The organism is Rhizobium sp. LjRoot254, from assembly GCF_964254105.1.
GTDB lineage: Bacteria > Pseudomonadota > Alphaproteobacteria > Rhizobiales > Rhizobiaceae > Rhizobium_E.
In genome coordinates, this window is sequence record NZ_CAXUSM020000001.1 from 2,418,825 (window position 1) to 2,435,567 (window position 16,743).

General features: G+C 60.1%; 18 protein-coding genes. 5 read left to right on the plus strand and 13 right to left on the minus strand.

The features are described from left to right. Positions 1-4: 4 nt before the first annotated feature. The 3 genes from ACSQ26_RS11860 to cobT form a co-directional block, all read right to left on the minus strand. Positions 5-1,102, minus strand: coding sequence for a hypothetical protein (locus tag ACSQ26_RS11860; protein WP_436008958.1), 1,098 nt, complete (start codon positions 1,100-1,102; stop codon positions 5-7). Between the two features lie 53 nt (positions 1,103-1,155). After that, positions 1,156-1,521, minus strand: a complete 366-nt coding sequence (locus ACSQ26_RS11865; protein ID WP_436008960.1) for a diacylglycerol kinase — start codon at positions 1,519-1,521, stop codon at positions 1,156-1,158. Positions 1,522-1,591: 70 nt separating this feature from the next. Beyond that, entirely contained in the window at positions 1,592-2,608 is a 1,017-nt protein-coding gene (gene cobT, locus ACSQ26_RS11870; RefSeq protein WP_436008962.1) for a nicotinate-nucleotide--dimethylbenzimidazole phosphoribosyltransferase, read from the minus strand. A gap of 113 nt (positions 2,609-2,721) precedes the next feature. On the opposite strand from cobT, the gene ACSQ26_RS11875 reads away from it, so the two are divergent. From ACSQ26_RS11875 to ACSQ26_RS11885, 3 genes are read left to right on the plus strand one after another with little or no spacing between them, the layout of a single operon-like run. Then, complete coding sequence (locus ACSQ26_RS11875) at positions 2,722-3,504, plus strand: adenosylcobinamide-GDP ribazoletransferase (RefSeq protein WP_436008964.1); 783 nt, start codon at positions 2,722-2,724, stop codon at positions 3,502-3,504. A 41-nt stretch (positions 3,505-3,545) separates the two neighbouring features. Continuing rightward, positions 3,546-3,764 (plus strand): DUF1289 domain-containing protein, encoded by a 219-nt coding sequence (locus ACSQ26_RS11880; RefSeq protein ID WP_436008966.1) that lies wholly within the window; start codon positions 3,546-3,548, stop codon positions 3,762-3,764. Continuing rightward, the gene (locus ACSQ26_RS11885) at positions 3,764-4,459 is read left to right on the plus strand and encodes a retropepsin-like aspartic protease family protein (RefSeq protein ID WP_436008968.1); all 696 of its coding nucleotides are present in this window, start codon (positions 3,764-3,766) and stop codon (positions 4,457-4,459) included. Before ACSQ26_RS11880 ends, ACSQ26_RS11885 begins: the two co-directional genes overlap by 1 nt. Positions 4,460-4,462: 3 nt before the next feature. Here the strand turns inward: ACSQ26_RS11885 and ACSQ26_RS11890 are convergent, their stop codons facing one another. Next, on the minus strand, positions 4,463-5,281 hold the full coding sequence (locus ACSQ26_RS11890) for a sulfite exporter TauE/SafE family protein (protein ID WP_436008970.1): 819 nt from the start codon (positions 5,279-5,281) through the stop codon (positions 4,463-4,465). Positions 5,282-6,106: 825 nt separating this feature from the next. Between ACSQ26_RS11890 and ACSQ26_RS11895 the strand changes: the two genes are divergently transcribed. Further along, positions 6,107-6,433: a zf-TFIIB domain-containing protein gene (locus ACSQ26_RS11895; RefSeq protein ID WP_258161807.1), complete on the plus strand. Its 327-nt coding sequence runs from the start codon at positions 6,107-6,109 to the stop codon at positions 6,431-6,433. A gap of 73 nt (positions 6,434-6,506) precedes the next feature. On the opposite strand, the gene ACSQ26_RS11900 is transcribed toward ACSQ26_RS11895, so the two are convergent. The 5 genes from ACSQ26_RS11900 to yajC all read right to left on the minus strand — a co-directional run bounded on the left by ACSQ26_RS11900 (position 6,507) and on the right by yajC (position 12,012). Next, entirely contained in the window at positions 6,507-7,694 is a 1,188-nt protein-coding gene (locus ACSQ26_RS11900) for an extensin-like domain-containing protein (protein WP_436008973.1), read from the minus strand. Positions 7,695-7,777: 83 nt separating this feature from the next. Then, positions 7,778-8,635, minus strand: a complete 858-nt coding sequence (locus ACSQ26_RS11905) for a phytoene/squalene synthase family protein (protein WP_436008975.1) — start codon at positions 8,633-8,635, stop codon at positions 7,778-7,780. 2 nt (positions 8,636-8,637) lie between these two features. Further along, positions 8,638-9,030 carry an Mth938-like domain-containing protein gene (locus ACSQ26_RS11910; RefSeq protein WP_436008977.1) on the minus strand — a complete coding sequence of 131 codons (393 nt, stop codon included), beginning with the start codon at positions 9,028-9,030 and terminating at the stop codon, positions 8,638-8,640. Further along, on the minus strand, positions 9,030-11,591 hold the full coding sequence (gene secDF / locus ACSQ26_RS11915; RefSeq protein ID WP_436008979.1) for a protein translocase subunit SecDF: 2,562 nt from the start codon (positions 11,589-11,591) through the stop codon (positions 9,030-9,032). The genes ACSQ26_RS11910 and secDF overlap by 1 nt, the downstream gene beginning before the upstream one ends. 64 nt (positions 11,592-11,655) lie before the next feature. Continuing rightward, positions 11,656-12,012: a preprotein translocase subunit YajC gene (gene yajC / locus ACSQ26_RS11920; RefSeq protein WP_436008981.1), complete on the minus strand. Its 357-nt coding sequence runs from the start codon at positions 12,010-12,012 to the stop codon at positions 11,656-11,658. Positions 12,013-12,216: 204 nt separating this feature from the next. Here yajC and ACSQ26_RS11925 point away from each other — a divergent pair, with 204 nt between their 5' ends. Continuing rightward, positions 12,217-13,083, plus strand: coding sequence for an ATP-binding protein (locus tag ACSQ26_RS11925; RefSeq protein ID WP_436008983.1), 867 nt, complete (start codon positions 12,217-12,219; stop codon positions 13,081-13,083). 10 nt (positions 13,084-13,093) lie between these two features. On the opposite strand, the gene ACSQ26_RS11930 is transcribed toward ACSQ26_RS11925, so the two are convergent. The 4 genes from ACSQ26_RS11930 to surE all read right to left on the minus strand — a co-directional run bounded on the left by ACSQ26_RS11930 (position 13,094) and on the right by surE (position 16,740). Continuing rightward, positions 13,094-13,504 (minus strand): hypothetical protein, encoded by a 411-nt coding sequence (locus ACSQ26_RS11930; RefSeq protein WP_436008985.1) that lies wholly within the window; start codon positions 13,502-13,504, stop codon positions 13,094-13,096. A gap of 204 nt (positions 13,505-13,708) precedes the next feature. Beyond that, the gene (locus tag ACSQ26_RS11935; RefSeq protein ID WP_436008987.1) at positions 13,709-15,175 is read right to left on the minus strand and encodes a peptidoglycan DD-metalloendopeptidase family protein; all 1,467 of its coding nucleotides are present in this window, start codon (positions 15,173-15,175) and stop codon (positions 13,709-13,711) included. 135 nt (positions 15,176-15,310) lie between these two features. Then, the gene (locus ACSQ26_RS11940; protein ID WP_436008989.1) at positions 15,311-15,961 is read right to left on the minus strand and encodes a protein-L-isoaspartate(D-aspartate) O-methyltransferase; all 651 of its coding nucleotides are present in this window, start codon (positions 15,959-15,961) and stop codon (positions 15,311-15,313) included. Positions 15,962-15,975: 14 nt separating this feature from the next. Beyond that, the gene (gene surE / locus ACSQ26_RS11945) at positions 15,976-16,740 is read right to left on the minus strand and encodes a 5'/3'-nucleotidase SurE (protein ID WP_436008991.1); all 765 of its coding nucleotides are present in this window, start codon (positions 16,738-16,740) and stop codon (positions 15,976-15,978) included. Positions 16,741-16,743: the final 3 nt, after the last annotated feature.

The following is a 16,743-nucleotide window of genomic DNA, read 5'->3' on the forward strand; positions in this document are numbered from 1 at the left end:
CCGGCTACCTTAGCCGGGAGCTGAAGTCCGGATCATCTGCAAACGACTTGAGATCATTATCGACGCTCTTTTTATTGAGCATGTTGAGAAACGTGGGTTTATATTTAGGATTCAGCTCCAGCGTCTTATCGATGGAATACAAAACATCTTCCCTGATCTTCTTCAGAACGTCGTCCGGCGCGCCTGCGGCCTTCTGATTCGTATAGTTCTGTCCATGAGCAGCGGCCATGAGAAACCAGAATCTCGGGACCGACACCGCCGGGGTCGATATCAGTTCGTTGCCCATTTCGATGGCCTGGAGGAAACCCTTGCCTTTCACGTCATAAAGCAACTGAGTCATGACGGAGAGCGCATCGCGAACAGACGTACGGTTGGTTGACGCCATCACTTTCAAGCCCGGACTTTCCTTGAGCGCAGACTTTTCCGCGATCGAGGTCAAGGTCTTGGATTCTTCGACTGTCAGGGTCGCGTTCGCGCCATTGTCGCTGTTGAACTCCCGCTCAACATGATGAAAGAGATAAGATATCCTCAATCTCGTATACAGATAAACGCCAAGGAACCCTATGGTCAGGCCGGCCACCAGCACCACTGGTCCGGCATATTTCATGTGCGCCACGACAACGTCGACGCCATCGATCTTCATGGTGTCCATCGGAGCAAAGAATTCTCCGAACTTTTTCAGACCCTCAAAGATATAATTTATCTGGCTCAGCCCAACACCCACAAGCATGGTCGTGAGCCATTCGGAAATCTTTTCAAGATTGGAGTTGCTTCGCAACAGCGGTTGTCGTTGTTCCAGAACAGCGGTGGTCGTCGCTCCGTCCGCCGCCGCCTTGTCGCCGTCGGACTCGACCACCTTGGTGACCTTGTTTACATAGGGAACTGAAAAGATAAAACCTATCAATCCTCCCGATAGCGCTGCAGCCAGGAAGACTGAAAAGCTCAGCCCGATAGCATTGATCCAAACCGCCCCATGACTACTGAAAGATGCGAATGGTATCGCGATAGCGACGACTATGCAGAGCCACCGAAAGATCTTCGCCATTGCGGAGAAATCATTCGCACTGCGAGCGCTATCATCAACCTTTTGATTGTTAGTCATCGAGCTCTCCCCCCGGAAAGCCCGATCATCCATGGCGCATGAAGTGCCGTCTACTAGGTGAGCACAACCCAAAGTATGTATATTGTAGCGGCAGCGATTGTGCAGAAAACCGCGAAGGATCCGAGATCCTTGGCATGTTTTCCGGTGCGGGAAACCTCGGGCGATACGCGATCAACCAACTCCTCGACCGCCGTGTTCAGTGCCTCGACTCCAAGCATCAACAGAAAGATGATCGCCAGGCCGACATATTCACCCAATGTCGCGCCGATCGCGGCGAACAGTATGATCGCGCCTGCGAAGAAGATGATCTCGTGCCGGAAGGCGGACTCGCCGAGCGCGCGCTTGAAGCCGGCCATCGAATAGCCGCCAGCGGCGACGAGATGCGCCAGGCCGTGTTTTTTCGCTTCCGGTTCTTCCATGCGTCGCTGGTTCCTTGATCGGGTATTTCCTACCGGCCCAAACTGTTCCAGGGCTGGCGCGTAAGAGCGCTCAATCCTTGTTGGAAACGCCAGCGGATTCAAAGGTCGCCATGCCGGTATGGCAGGCAGCGGCAGCCTTGACGATGCCGGCGGCGAGTGCTGCGCCCGTCCCCTCGCCCAGCCGCATGCCAAGCGCCAGTAGCGGCGTCTTGCCGAGCTTGTCGATCGCGCGCATATGACCCGGCTCGCCCGAAACATGGCCGATCAGGCAATGGTCCAAGGCCGAGGGATTGGCGGCCTTGAGCACGGCTGCTGCAGCGGTCGCAACATAGCCGTCGATGATGACGGGGATACGTTCCATGCGCGCGGCGAGGATTGCACCCGCCATTGCAGCAATCTCGCGGCCACCGAGGCGCCGCAGAAGCTCCAGCGGATCGGACAGATGATCACGGTGAAGCTCGACGGCCTTCTCCACCGCCTGGATCTTGCGCTGGAGCACTTCGCCTTCCGAGCCGGTGCCCGGCCCGACCCATTCCTGCGCCGTGCCGCCATAGAGCGCGTAGTTGATGGCAGCGGCGATGGTCGTGTTGCCGATGCCCATCTCGCCGATGCAGAGCAGATCCGTGCCGCCGGCGATCGCCTCCATGCCGAAGGCCATGGTGGCGGCGCAGTCGCGCTCGGAAAGCGCTGCTTCCTCGGTAATGTCGCCGGTGGGATAATCGAGCGCCAGGTCGAAAACCTTCAGGCCAAGATCATAGGCCGCGCAAATCTGGTTGATCGCCGCGCCGCCATTCGAGAAATTGGCGACCATCTGCTTGGTCACTTCGGGCGGATAGGGCGTGATCCTCTGGCGCGTGACGCCGTGGTTGCCGGCGAAGATGGCGACCAGCGGGCGCGTGACGGACGGCTTGCGTCCACTCCAGGCCGCGAGCCAGAAGGCGATCTCCTCGAGCCGTCCCAATGCGCCGGGTGGCTTGGTCAACTGGCTGTCGCGCTGACGGGCGTCGACGAGTGCCTGGGTGACCGGCCCCGGCAAGTTGGCGATAAGTTCGCGAAAATCGTCGAATGGAAGTCCGCTGGTGCTCATCGCTTTGCTCCGAATTCTATTCCAAAGATGTGTTGCCGCCTCTATTATCGGCAGAGTCGGGGCGCGGCAACTACAGTTACGCCGCAAAACGGCGCGGAGAAGTGCGGGGGCGCATGAAGATCAGTGATTTCGTAGACGACGTGGCCAGAAGCATCGGCTTCCTGAGCCGCATTTCCGTGCCGTCGCGGCACTTCATCGGCCATGACGGTACGTTGAGCAGGGCCGTGGGCGCCTTTCCCGTCGCCGGCCTGCTGATCGCGCTGCCATCGGCGGCGCTGTTCGCGGTCCTGCTGGCGCTGCATGCCGATCCGTTGCTTGCGGCATTTCTGGCGCTCGGGCTTCAGGTGATCCTGACCGGGGCGCTGCATGAGGACGGCCTCTCCGACACCGCGGACGGTATCGGCGGCGGACGCGACAGGGAAAGCGCACTTGTGATCATGAAGGACAGCCGCATCGGCTCCTATGGTGGGGTGGCCCTCATCCTGTCCTTTGCGATCAGGGGCTCGGCGCTGGCGGTGCTCGGCGCGGTGTTGGCTCCGACGCAGGCGGGCCTCGCGCTGATCGGCATTGCGGCCCTCAGCCGGGCGGCGATGGTGTGGCACTGGTCGCTGCTACCCTCGGCGCGAAGCGACGGCGTCGCGGCATCCGCCGGCATGCCCGAGGAGACCGCTACATCGTTGGCCCTCTTCACCGGCACGCTTATCTGCCTCGTGCTGACCGGTGGCGCTACGTCCTTCGTCGAAGGCCTCGTGGTGATCGCGGCCGCCGGCCTCGCCTGCTGGGCGGCGACGCAATATATCGATGCGAAAATCGGCGGTCATACCGGCGACACAATCGGTGCATCACAACAATTGACCGAGATGGTGTCGCTTTCCATACTTGCCGTTTTGCTCTAGGCACCCGATATTCGCTTAAAAGCACGTTTGACTGGTGAAATATGGAATCGCCCTGCATTCTCGTCTGTTCGATCGATGACAAGACCGGCTACTGTTTCGGCTGTGGCCGCACCCGCGAGGAGATCGGGGCGTGGACGAGCTATACCAGCACTGAACGGCGCGAGATCATGGCCGTGCTGCCCAAGCGCCTCGAAGGCGTCGAACGCCGGCCAAGGCGTGAAACGCGCCGGTCTCGCATGGCAAGGGAGAACCAGATCTGATGTCACGCTTTCTTATCGCCGCCATCGTCATCCTCGTCGGCCTGTTGCTGATAACGGCAGGATTTTCCAATAGCAGCCGGCTCGATGGCGACGATGCCATGTACATGCTTTACTACGCCATGTGGGGAGCGCTTGTCGGCGGCGGCATCCTGGCAAGCCAACGCAATTGGGGTGAGGCTGCGCGCAATCTCGGCATCTGGCTGCTGATCGGCGTGGTGCTGTCGGCCGTCTATGTCTTCCGGACCGACGCGCAGAATTTCGCCTCCCGCCTCACGGCAGGGCTGATCCCGGGCCGGGCGGCGATGATCACCGACCAGAACGGCTTCAAGACCGCCGTACTCTATATGGGGCAGAACGGACATTACCAGGCCGAGGGCACCGTCAATGGCGTGACCATCCCGATGATGGTCGACACCGGTGCGACGACGATCGCGCTGAGCTTCGAGGATGCGGAGCGGCTTGGGCTGAACCCCAACGGCATGGACTTTACCTATACGGTGCTGACGGCCAACGGCCCTGCCCGCACGGCGTATGTGACGCTGCCGGAAATCGAGGTCGCCGGCATCAAACGCACCAATGTCCGCGCCGGCATCGCCGAACGCGCCAAACTCAATGAGAGCCTGCTCGGCATGAATTTCCTGTCGTCGCTCAGTTCGTTCACGATCGCCGGCGACGAGATGAAGCTGCAGGACTGATCATCAGAACAGGCTGACGGCGAAGCGCACTGAGGTCACCAACAGGAAGATAGCGAAGCAGACCTCCAACTGCCGGCGGCTCAGCGTATGCGCCAGCCGCGCACCGTATGGCGCGAAAAACAGGCTGAGCGGGATGACCAGAATGACGGTGATCCAGTTGATGAAGCCTGTCGAGAACGGCGGCAAATCCGGATCGCCCCATCCGGCCCAGATATAGCCGAGCAGGCCAGGTATGGAGATCAGGACGCCAACGCCGGACGAGGTGGCGACCGACTGGTGCACCGTGCGGTTCCAGAGCGTCATCCAGAGGTTCGTCAGAGTGCCGCCGCCGACGCCCATCAGGCCGGACAGCAGGCCGATCGTGCCACCTGCCAAGCCATTGAGCATACCTCCCGGCATTTCGGTACCGAAACGCCAGTGTTCCTGGTTGAAGAACATCTTGAGCGCGATGAGCAGCATCAGCATCATGAAGACCACGCGCAGGAACTCGCCCGAAACATAGGCCGCGACCACCGAGGCCAAGATCGTGCCCAGCGGTATCCAGATGACCCACCCCTTGAGCGCCTGCATATCGACCGCCCCCCGCGCGCGATGCGCCTGGAATGAACGGATAGAGGTCGGGACGATGATCGCGAGCGACGTTCCGACGGCGACGTGGGTCCGCACCGTTTCGGGCACATCGAGCAGGCCATAGACCTGGTAGAAAACCGGTACGAGGATCGCGCCGCCACCGACACCGAAAAGGCCCGCCAGCAACCCCGACACGGCGCCGGCGGCGATCAGGGCGGCAGAGAACATCAGGATTTCGGACAGTGGGGGCATGGCGCAACTCGTTTGTGACCGCGCCGTGGTAAGGCCCGGCATCGGCTGGGACAAGCTCGGCACGCACCCATCCGGTACTGTCGATGATTTTCTGACTTATGACTTAATCCAAGTCGGATCGAAAATTAATCTACCAGTCCAATTTTCTATGTCCTTGATTGGAAAGGGCTTAGGGCGACCGCTGCGAAATAGAAGCTCGATGAGAGACGCCACCTTGGATGCATTAATTTCGGCGAAGGTCGCGCGCGCTGAGGGCGATGGATTACCAATGTTGTAGATGGAGCCATAGCCAAAAGACGCAATTCCAATATCGAACGAGTGCCCGACGCTGTTCGCGCTACCTTCAGTTGGGAGCCGAAAGAACTCTCCGAAAAAGGGCCCGCGATTATCTAGATCCACGGAAAAAGTATTAGGCGTGTGGTCCGGGATATCGTTTCGGACGGCACCCGCAAATTTGACTGTGCCGTCATCAGTCTGAATCGGATCGAAAGGAGACAATTGTTGGGGCCTTTCCAGTGAGTTGGTACCAAAGCTTGCATACGTTGAGCCATGTCTTATCGACCCATAAGATTACCGGTGTATGGACTTCCTTCTTCTAACAGAAGGGCCAAATTGGGTTAATTTCAAACGCCTTGATCTCGCCTTGCAACGCGCAACACGCACCGAACTGCCTTGAAAATGGCACGACCAACACGTAAATGATGCCGTGCGGACCGGGCCCCTCTGGCCTTCACCTTACGTGATGGCGATGTCGGACCGCATGACAGGGCCCGTTTTCGAATGAACTTCGCGGGCTTTAACCTTGTAGACATTTGGAGATTTCTCATGAATTCCCCTCACGCCGGTCTTGTATGCCCCGCTTGCCGTGTTTCGCTCGTCATGAGCGAACGCGCGGGCATCGAGATCGACTACTGCCCGCAATGCCGTGGAATCTGGCTCGACCGTGGCGAACTCGACAAGATCATCGAGAAAAGCGCCCGTGAGACCGCAGTTGCAGCTCCCGTGGCGGCGCCGCCGCAACAGCAAGGCTATCCGCAGCAACCCTCCTATCAGCAGCCGCAGCAACAGGGCTACGATCCGCGCTATGAGCAGTCCTACGGACATGGCTATCCGAAGCGGAAGAAATCGTTCCTGGAAGAGCTGTTCGACTGATCAGCGGCAATCATTGCCAGAAATCAACGGCGGGCGACCCAGTGGTCGTCCGCCGTTTCATTTTCATCATCTCTCACAGGCTGCAGTGGCGATAGTTGCGCTTGCGGGCCCTGAGATCGAAATGGAAATGGTCGCCGTGATAGGCGTCACCCGGCCCGAGGACCGTGGTGAAATACTTGCAGGAATCCTCACGCACCGTCTTCAGGAGGCCCTTCTCGCGAAAGGCGAAGAAGCTCTTCTTGCGGACATCGATATGCTTGCCGTTCTTCAGCGTGAAGCCGCCGATATCCATGGCATTGCCCTTGGCATGTTCCGACCATGGATTGTTGGAGCGGGAATTCATCTTGCGGCAGGAATAGGACGACATCTGGTGAATGGTCTTGATGCCCGAGAAGTAGCGATAGCGCGACGACGGCACCAATTCGTTCTTCACCCATTTGGCAAACAGCTTCGTCATCGAGCAGTTGAGCGTCGCCGCCGGCTTGAGCTGGATGCCGCCCCGGAACCCGGTCACCTTGATCGGATGGGGAATGCCGCATGAGCGACCATTGGAGATCGGCGGCAGCTCCTGGAATTTCACGCCCATTCGCTCGAGTTCAGACCGGCAGGCGCGGTCGGCCGAGTTCATCTCGGTGAAGCCGTCGGCCTCTTCAGTGGGATCACTGGTGCGCGGCATGAAGGCGACCTGGGTCTCCTCGTCGACATTACGCCGCTTCGAGGGCATGGTGATCTGGTCGGCCGAACTGGCGTCATTGAAATCCAGACTCTGGTCCCTGGCGACGCGCGTTGGCGGCCGCTCGGTCAGATTATCCGTGCCGATACCATCGACAACCGGCTGGGTGGCATTGCCTTCGGCGATATCGACGGACTGTTCCTCGGCGAGGCTCGTCGGCTGCTCGACGCCGAGCGCGGTGTCCATATTGACGCCGTCTTCGGGGATCGAGGACTGCTGAAGCGGTTCTTCATCGATCTTCGGAAGTGGTTCTTCGTCGATTTTGGGAAGCGACTGGCTTTCTCGATTGGCAAGGTTCGGCGTGTCGAGATAGTCGGTGGAGTCGGTCGTCTCCTGTATCGCGTTGTCCGGCGCGGCATAGGTGCTGGGAGTGTTGTCATTGGTATCGACGGGATCGATCGACGACACCGTTGTCTCGTCATCGATGCTGCCGGGCGGCGTCATCGGCCCCGAACAGGCAGCAAGCGCGACGCTGAGGAAAACCGGCAGAAATGTCCGCCGTGAATGTCTTAAAAACGCAATACTCATTGGCACATTCCACCGGACATTCCGGAACTTGGTGCCACTCTAGTCATGCGTTGGTTAGCAAAACGTGAATTGATAAATGTGTATTAAAAGACGCGCTTGCCGGACGCCCGCCAGAGCCTCCATTGCCGGGAAAGCTGGGACGGTTGAATGGATTTTTCTAACAAAGTGAATCCGGCTTTTTCGGCACGATTGAACACCGGTTCGGCTAACGCGGCCGTGAGGAAGGCCAGCTTCGTGCCGCCGGTGATGGCAGGTCTCTGCGCCCTCGCCTTGGCGAGATGATCGCGGCCATAGCCTATGAAGGCGGCCAATGCCGCCCCGATGCGTTGCCTATCCTCGCCCTTCAGGAAGCCCGCCGCATCCAGCCCGACTGCCGACAGGATATCGCCCGGTATGAAGACCTGCCCTCGGCGCATGTGGATCGGCAGAAGGAGCAGGCAGCCTGCCACCAACTGTGCGATGCCCGCATGACCCGCAGGTTCGGAGACTCCTGTCGCATTTTCCGGGTCGAGGATCATCGCGCCAAGCTGGATGAGAGCCGCCGAGGTTTCCCCGGCATAGCCTTCGAAGGCATTCCGATCAGGCATCGGGTCGTCATAGAGGTCGAATATCCGCGCTTCCGTCATCGCGGCGAGTGCCGCGCGTGGCAGGCGATGATCGGTGATCGCGCGGATGATGCCGGCCGCGATGGGATTGGACTGGCTGTCGCCATGCGGCCGGCCTTCGATGAGATCCCGCCAGTATTGCAGCCGCACCTCGCCGGGAAGCGGCTCGCGGATCAGGTCGCGGATGCGGGCGAGTTCGGCGCTGAACGCATAGAGCGCGGCAAGCGCGCCGCGCTTCTCCTCCGGCACAAGCAGACAGGCGAGATAACGGTCGAGGTCGGTGGTCCTGAGCGTGGCGAGGCAGGCCGCGTAGGCTTCCTCCCGGGTCGATGCCATCGTCAGCCGTCCACCGCGATCAGTGCCGCAGCGACGGCGCGCTCTTCGGCGAGCAGGATGTTGAAGGTGCGCACAGCCGCACCCGTCGACATGGGGTCGGCTGAAATGCCGGCGGCCTTCAGCCGTTCCCGCAATTCCCTCGGTAGTGGCCGCAAGGTCGTGCCCGTACCCACCAGCAGAACCTCGATATCTGCTGCCTCGGCAATGGCGCGTTCGAACAGATCCACCGTCAGCGGATCGGCCTCTGTCGCCGCCCAGCCATGGATGCCGGACGGCAGGCACATGATCGATCCGCGATGGCTCATATCGGCGAAACGGAAGCCGCCATTGCCATAGGCATCCAGCGGCGCACGTCCGGGGAAATGCTGTTCGCGGATGACGATACCCCTCGCCATCAGACGACCGGCTTGGCCGACTTTGCGCCGCCTTGCTTGGCTTCCTCGTTATCCTTGTTGAACATCGCGTCTGGGCGAAGCTTGAAGTAGATCAGCATCGGCGCCGCGACATAGATCGACGAATAGGTGCCGACGAACACGCCGAACAGCATGGAAATGGTGAACGACCGGATCACGTCGCCGCCGAAGAGGACGAGGCCGAGGATCGCGATGAACGTCGTTCCAGCCGTGAGGATGGTGCGCGACAGCGTCGAGTTCAGCGACAGATCGATCAGTTCCTCGAGCGGCATGGACTTATATCGTCGCAAGTTCTCGCGCATTCGGTCGTAGATGACGACCGTGTCGTTGAGCGAGAAGCCGATGATCGTCAAGAGCGCCGCGATCGCCGTGATGTCGAATTCCATTCGCGTATAGACGTAGAGCCCGATCGTCATGATCGCATCATGCAGCGTTGCGGTGACGGCACCGATGGCGAACTGCCATTCGAACCGGAACCAGATATAGACCATGATCGCGAGAAGCGAAAGCCCGAGGCCTATCGCGCCGGTCACGGCAAGCTCGCCTGAGACGGACGGGCCGACCACTTCGACGCGGCGGAATTCGTAATCCTTTTCGAGAGCCCCGCGAATACGGGCCACGACATTCTGCTCGGCCGTTTCCTCGGCCTGGCTCTGCACGCGGACCATGACGTTGCTCGGATCACCGAATCCCTGGACCTGCGCGCTTGAGATGCCTAGCTCTTCAAGCCGGTTGCGGATATCTCCGGGGTCTGCCGCACCCTCCCTGGCCTTCATTTCGATCATAGAACCGCCGGTGAAGTCGATGCCGAGGTTCAATCCTATCGTCGCGAAACCGATAATGGATGCCAACGTCAACACAGCGGTGATGCTGAAACTCCAGTTTCGGATGCGCATGAAGCCGATCCGCGCGAAATCGAAGAACGCGGTGCGAACACCCTTCGGCACCGTCTTCGGACGGGTTCGACGCAGCCAGATCGCGATCATCAGGCGCGAAACCGTGTAAGCGGTGAAGACGGTCGTCACGATACCGATCGAGAGCGTCACGGCAAAGCCGCGCACCGGACCCGAACCCATGTAGAACAGGATGATCGCGGCGATCAGCGTCGTCAGGTTCGCGTCGATAATGGTGCCAAACGCCTTCTCGAAGCCCGACTCCATCGCGGACACAATGGGCCGCCCCTGTTTCACCTCCTCGCGGAAGCGCTCGTAGAACAGCACGTTGGAGTCGACCGCCTGCCCGATGGTGAGCACGATACCGGCGATGCCGGGCAAAGTGAGCGTCGCGCCCAATGCCGAGAGGATGGCGATGATCATCACGATGTTGACGATCATGGAAATGTTCGCGATGACGCCCAGCGTGCCATAGAAGAAGGTCATGAAGGCGCAGACGGCGATGAAGGAAATGATCACAGCAGTGATGCCGGCACGAATGGAATCGGCGCCAAGGCCGGGACCGACGGTACGCTCCTCGATAACTGTCAGGGTCGCCGGAAGAGCGCCGGCGCGCAACAGGACGGCGAGGTCATTGGCCGACTGGACGGTGAAGCTTCCCGAGATCTGTCCGGAACCGCCGAGAATCGGTTCGCGGATATTCGGTGCGGTGATGATCTTGTTATCAAGCACGATCGCGAACGGCTCGCCGACATGCTCCTGAGTGACGCGCCCGAACGTCTGCGAGCCGTAGGAATCGAAGCGGAAGGATACGATCGGTTCGTTGCCTGATTGCGAGTCGAAGCCCGGCTGCGCATCGACGAGGTTTTCGCCTGACAGGATGGCGCGTTTCACCAGCAGCATCGGGACCGGCGGGTCGTCGTTGGTGTAGAGGACTTGGGAATTCGCCGGCGGCCGCGTGTTGAGGGCATCCTGCGCCGACATCGACGTATCGACAAGGTGGAAGGTCAGCTTGGCGGTCTGGTTGAGGATCGCCTTGAGGCGCTGCGGGTCCTGGAGGCCCGGCACCTGAACGATAATGCGGTCGGCGCCCTGGCGCTGGATCAGTGGTTCGGTCGTACCGAGCTCATCGACGCGGCGGCGAACGACTTCGATCGACTGCGAAACCGCGGAGCTGACGCGATAGTCGATGCCGCCGTCGGTCAGGTCATATTCGAATGCGCCGTCCGCGGTATTGCTCTCGGTCACTTCGGTGACCGAGGTGCCGGTCAGTCCGCCGCTGACAGTGGCGGTCAGATCCTTGAGCGCCGTCTTCGTCGCGTCGATCTGGCTCGCGTCACGCAGCTTGAAGGTGATCTTCTGGCCGTTTCCGGCGAGGCCGGTATAGCCGATGCCAGCGCGGCGCAGATTGCTGCGGACTTCGTCGAGCAGCGTCTCGCGGCGTTCGGTGACGATATCGCCACGCTCGAGCTTGAGCATGATGTGGGAGCCGCCTTGAAGGTCGAGACCGAGGGTCATCGCCTGCTTGGGCACCCAGGACGGGACATAATCGAGAGCCGCCTGTGACAGGAAGTTGGGCGTGGCCAGCCAGAAACTCAGAATGACGCTGAGCCAGATCAGGACCGATTTCCAGCGGGAAAAATAAAACATTAGGGCTCTCGATGCAGTTCATACAATACGCGGAAAAGCGGGCTTTCGCCCGCTTGTCGGTCTATCAGGGCTTGTTGGCGGCCTGCGGTTCTTTCACCGGCTCGCTCTTCACGCGCACTTCGGAAATGTTGGCGCGCACGACGCGGACACGGACGCCATCGGCGATCTCGGCCTCGAGTTCATTGTCGTCGACGACCTTGGTCACCTTGCCGACAATGCCGCCGCCGAGCACGATCTGGTCGCCGCGGCGGATGTTCTTTAGGATTTCCTCGCGCTTCTTCACCTGCTGGCGCTGCGGCCGGAAGATGAGGAAATAGAACACCACGAGCATGGGAACGAAGAGAAGGACGATATCGAGACCTCCTCCAAGCGGCGACGAGGCTGCGGGGGCCGTTTGGGCGAAGGCTTCGGTGAAGATCATCATTTACTCCCGGACATGATAAGAGGTGCGGCGCTTGGATCAGGCCGCAGGCTGGTGGCGGGAATATAGGAATATGCCCCTCCAATGCAACAGCGCATTGATAGTTTGACAGGCAAAACCCCCGATTTGCCACCGCTCCGACCTTTCCGTGCCGGGGCGTCCATGTTAGCGCGTCGAGGAGACCATGCATGCGGAGTGCCCGACATGAACGACGAACTCTTGAAATCGATCCTCGCGGAACTGAAGCGGCTGGCCGATGCCACGGAACGAAGCGCCGGACCCGTAGCAAGCCCGCCAATGTGGGACGCCGCCGATTGTTTCGTCTGGAACCCGGCCCAGATCGCGCTCGTGCCCGTTCCAAAGGTCAACCGCGTGGACCTGTCGCTTATCCGCGGCGTCGATCACGTCAAGCAGATCCTCAGCGAAAACACGACCCGTTTCGCGAACGGCCTGCCGGCCAACAATGTGCTGCTGTGGGGCGCGCGGGGCATGGGAAAATCCTCGCTGGTCAAGGCGATCCATGCCGCCATCAATGACGGTCGCGCGACGCCGATGAAGCTGGTGGAGGTCCATCGCGAGGACATCTCCACCCTGCCCGACCTCATGGAACTGTTGAAGAAGGCCGACCATCAGGTGATCCTGTTCTGCGACGACCTTTCCTTCGACAACGACGACACATCCTACAAGTCGCTGAAGGCCGCGCTGGACGGCGGCGTCGAGGGCCGGCCGGAAAACGTCGTCTTCTACGCGACCTCCAACCGCCGGCACCTGCTGCCGCGCAACATGATCGAGAACGAGCAATCGACGGCGATCAACCCATCCGAGGCCGTCGAGGAGAAGGTGTCACTGTCCGACCGCTTCGGCCTGTGGCTTGGTTTCCACAAATGTTCGCAGGACGATTATCTCGCGATGATCGACGGCTATGCCGACTACTTCAGCCTCGACGCGGCGAAGGACGAGATGCACCACGCGGCGCTGGAATGGGCAACGACCCGCGGCTCGCGATCGGGCCGCGTCGCCTGGCAATTCATCCAGGATATTGCGGGAAAAATGGGCAAGCGCCTCGCTTGAAGCCGCTGGCTTAGGCTCGGATATCCAGTACGACATCGCGATGTGAGGGATGCGTACTGAATGCAAAGATGCGGTTCATATCCCGGTCCGATACCCTGCTGAGGAAGCGAGCCTCGATCTTGTTGTCCGCATGCACTTTCATGAGAACGCAGCCGATCCGGTTGATACGGGCGTCGGGAACATCTAGGTAGAAGGTTTGCGGCACGGCAAACATCGTGTTTATGACCAGGACGGCAGATGTCTTCGATATCTTGATGAGGTCGCAGCGGCGGCTGGCCAGGTGCATCACCGCCTTTTCCGTATATTCGATGCGCGCCGCATTCATGGTATCGACCAGCGGGAAATTGCCTTCGCGGTCGTACATGAAAGACTCTTCCCTGCTCATGTAGCTTCGACGGAAGGGCTGGGGCTGCGATTCCATGATCAATTCCTTCGCAAGGTAAAATGCTTCGGGGAAGCTGAGCCCGATTTATTTCACAATTGAATAAAGTCTTCAATTTCATGTTGTTAGCGCGGTTAACGGAGTCTCTATCGCGTACGCTGCGCCCTCGGAAAAGCAGAAAAGCCCGGGCTTCCCCGGGCTTTTCCACGTCTTTCCATACGCAATACACCTGAAGGAAAGAAATTACTGCAGGAAGGTCATCGGGTTGACGGCCGCCGCGTTCTGGCGGACCTCGAAATGAACCTTGGGCCGCTTGGCGCCGCCGGTCATGCCGGAATTGGCGATCACCGCGCCGCGGGTGACCTTGTCGCCGCGCTTGACCTTGAGGGCCGAGGCGTTGCCGTAAACTGTGACCGTGCCGTTGTCGTGGCGGATCAGGACCGTGTTGCCGAGATCCTTCAAGCCTGCGCCGGAATAGATGACCACACCGTTTTCGGCGGCCTTGATCGGCGTACCTTCGGGAACCGAGATGTCGATGCCCGGATTGCGGACGCCTTCGACATTCTGGCCGTAGCCGGCTATAACAGCGCCGCGAACGGGCCAGCGGAACTTGCCGATGCCGGTTTCGTCGGGTGCATCCTCGCCGTTGTCGGCGGTTTTCTGGACTTCCTCGACGCTTTTGTCGGCGACCGGAGGCGTGTAGGTCTTCGGCTTGGATTCCGAGACTTCCTTGACCTTGCTGTCGGCCGGGATCGAAGCAGTCTTGACCGGATCGGTGCCAGGAGCCGGGATGACGATCTTCTGGCCGATCCTGATCGAAGCCGTAGTCATGCCGTTGGCTGCCTTGATGGCGTCCACCGAGACCTTGTGCTGCCTGGCGATCTTGGCGAGTGAGTCGCCCTGGGCCACGACATAGGCGGTTCCGTCGGCACTGCTGTTCTTCGCGGCGAGCTTGTCGCCCGCCTGCTTGTCGCGCGAGGCGGTGTTCGGAAGGATCGCCTTGTCCTGGTCCTTCGCCTTGGCAGGCGGTATCTTCTTGGTGTTGACGGCGAGTTCTGCCGCCATGCTCTTCGAAGATTTCACCGAGACAGGAATGATGATCGACTTGCCGTATTTCAGGTCGGCGCCGGATGCCAGCTTGTTGGCCTTGAGGATCTCGGATTGCGGAACCTTGTAGCGCGCCGAGATGCCCGAAAGCGTGTCGCCGCTCTTGATCAGGATGCGCGGCGAGGAGTCGGCGATCTTCCAGACCGACTTGACCGTGCCTGTCTTGATCGGATCGGCGTCGACATTGACCTTCACCTTGGCCGGGAACGGCTGGTTGATCGCTACGTTCTGCTGAACCTTGACGCCGGGCGTCTTGAGCTCGGTGCGTTGGACGGTGGTCCTCGTTTCGATCGTCGATGTGCTGATCGGATCGTAGGAGACGTCCTGATTGGGATAGGGCTGGTTCAGCGCCTGGTCGCCCGTCACATCGGCGTCGGCCGCGTTGACGGAGGCCACATCCTGGTCCGGCTTCGGCAGCTTGCCATTGACGGCGTTGACCTTGTGCGGCACCGAACTGGTGGTGAGGTTATCCGTCTTCGATGAGAAGAGACCATCGAAACGGCTCACATCCGAAGAACAACCCGACGCTATGCCTGCGAGAAGCAGGGCGGCCGCCAGGCGGAGAGGAGAGGCATTTGCATTCATCATTTTTAAGGCACGCATGACTTGAACCCACGCTACGCATTTACTTGTAATGATTAAAGCGCGTTAGTCTTACTGGCGGGTTAACAAGCCGGCCTTTGCTCAAAAAATTCTGAAAAATGATAACCTTAACGGTAATTTACCTTTGGCCGGACGTCAGAGTGCCAGGGCCATCTGATGGACGATGGGCTGGTACGGTGCCTCAAAAAGCTCCACCCGCTCGAAGCGGCTGCCGGTCTTGGTCAGCCCGATCATGCGGCAACTGCCGTTCTCCTGCAGGACTGGCGCGACCATCATGCCGCCCGACACCAGTTGCTCGGCGTAGATGCGCGGCAGGGTCGAAAAGGCCGCGGTGACGACGATCCGGTCGAAGGTCCCCTCGCCCTGCAGGCCCGATGCGCCGTCGGCTTGGCGGACGATGATGTTCCTGAGCGCTAGCTTGTCCATGCGCTCCTGCGCCGACGTGACCAACGTGCGGTAACGATCGATGGTCAGCACGCGTTCGGACATTCGGCCCATCACGGCCGCTGTAAAGCCGCTGCCGGTGCCGATTTCGAGCACACGGTGGCTCGGCTTGAGCTTGAGGGAGTCGATAAGCTGGGCGGCGAGATCGACGCCCTCCATGAAGGAACCGCATTCGATCGGGATCGTCCGCGACGACCAGGCGAAAGCTGCGTGCTCGGGCGGCGTGAACAGATGGCGCGGGGTCTGCTCGATGGCGTTGAGCAGATCGGTTGCGGTGATCCCCTTGGCACGCAGGCGCAGGCAGAGCGCCGCGAAACCTTCCTTGCCAGTTGCCTGAGACATGCCGAGCCTTCCTGCTATGCGACAACCGCCTTCTGGATCCGGTCGAGCAGATCATAATCCGTGAGATCGAGCTTCAGTGGCGTGACGGAAATCTTGTTTTCCTTCAGCGCGTGGATGTCGGTCCCATCACGGAAATCTCCCTTACGCGAATCGAACTTCAGCCAATAATACGGCAGTCCGCGGCCATCGGAGCGTTTTTCGACATTGATGCCGAAATCGAGCTTGCCCTGTGCTGTGACTGATATGCCCTGCAGCTCTTCCGGCTTGCAGTTCGGAAAGTTGAGATTCATGAAAGACCAGTCGGGCATTTCGACCTTGATCAGCTTCTCGAGCAGTTCGGGCGCGAACGTCTCGACGATCTCCCAGGGGATCATCCGCTCGCCATCGACATAGTTCGCGGCCTGCGAGATGGCGAAGGACTTGATGCCCTGCAGCGTGCCCTCGATCGCGCCGGCGATGGTGCCGGAATAGGTGACGTCGTCGGCCATGTTGGCGCCGTTGTTGACGCCGGAGAGGACGAGATCCGGCTTCTTGCCGCCGAGCACTTCCTTGACGCCCATGATGACGCAATCGGTCGGCGTGCCGCGCAGCGCGAAATGCTTTTCGGAGACCTGCCGAAGCCTGAGCGGCTCGGAGAGCGTCAGCGAGTGGGCGAGCCCGCTCTGGTCGGTCTCCGGTGCCACGATCCAGACATCGTCGGAAAGCGTGCGCGCGATCCGTTCGAGGACCGCGAGCCCCTCGGCATGGACGCCATCGTCATTGGTCAGGAGGATGCGCAACGG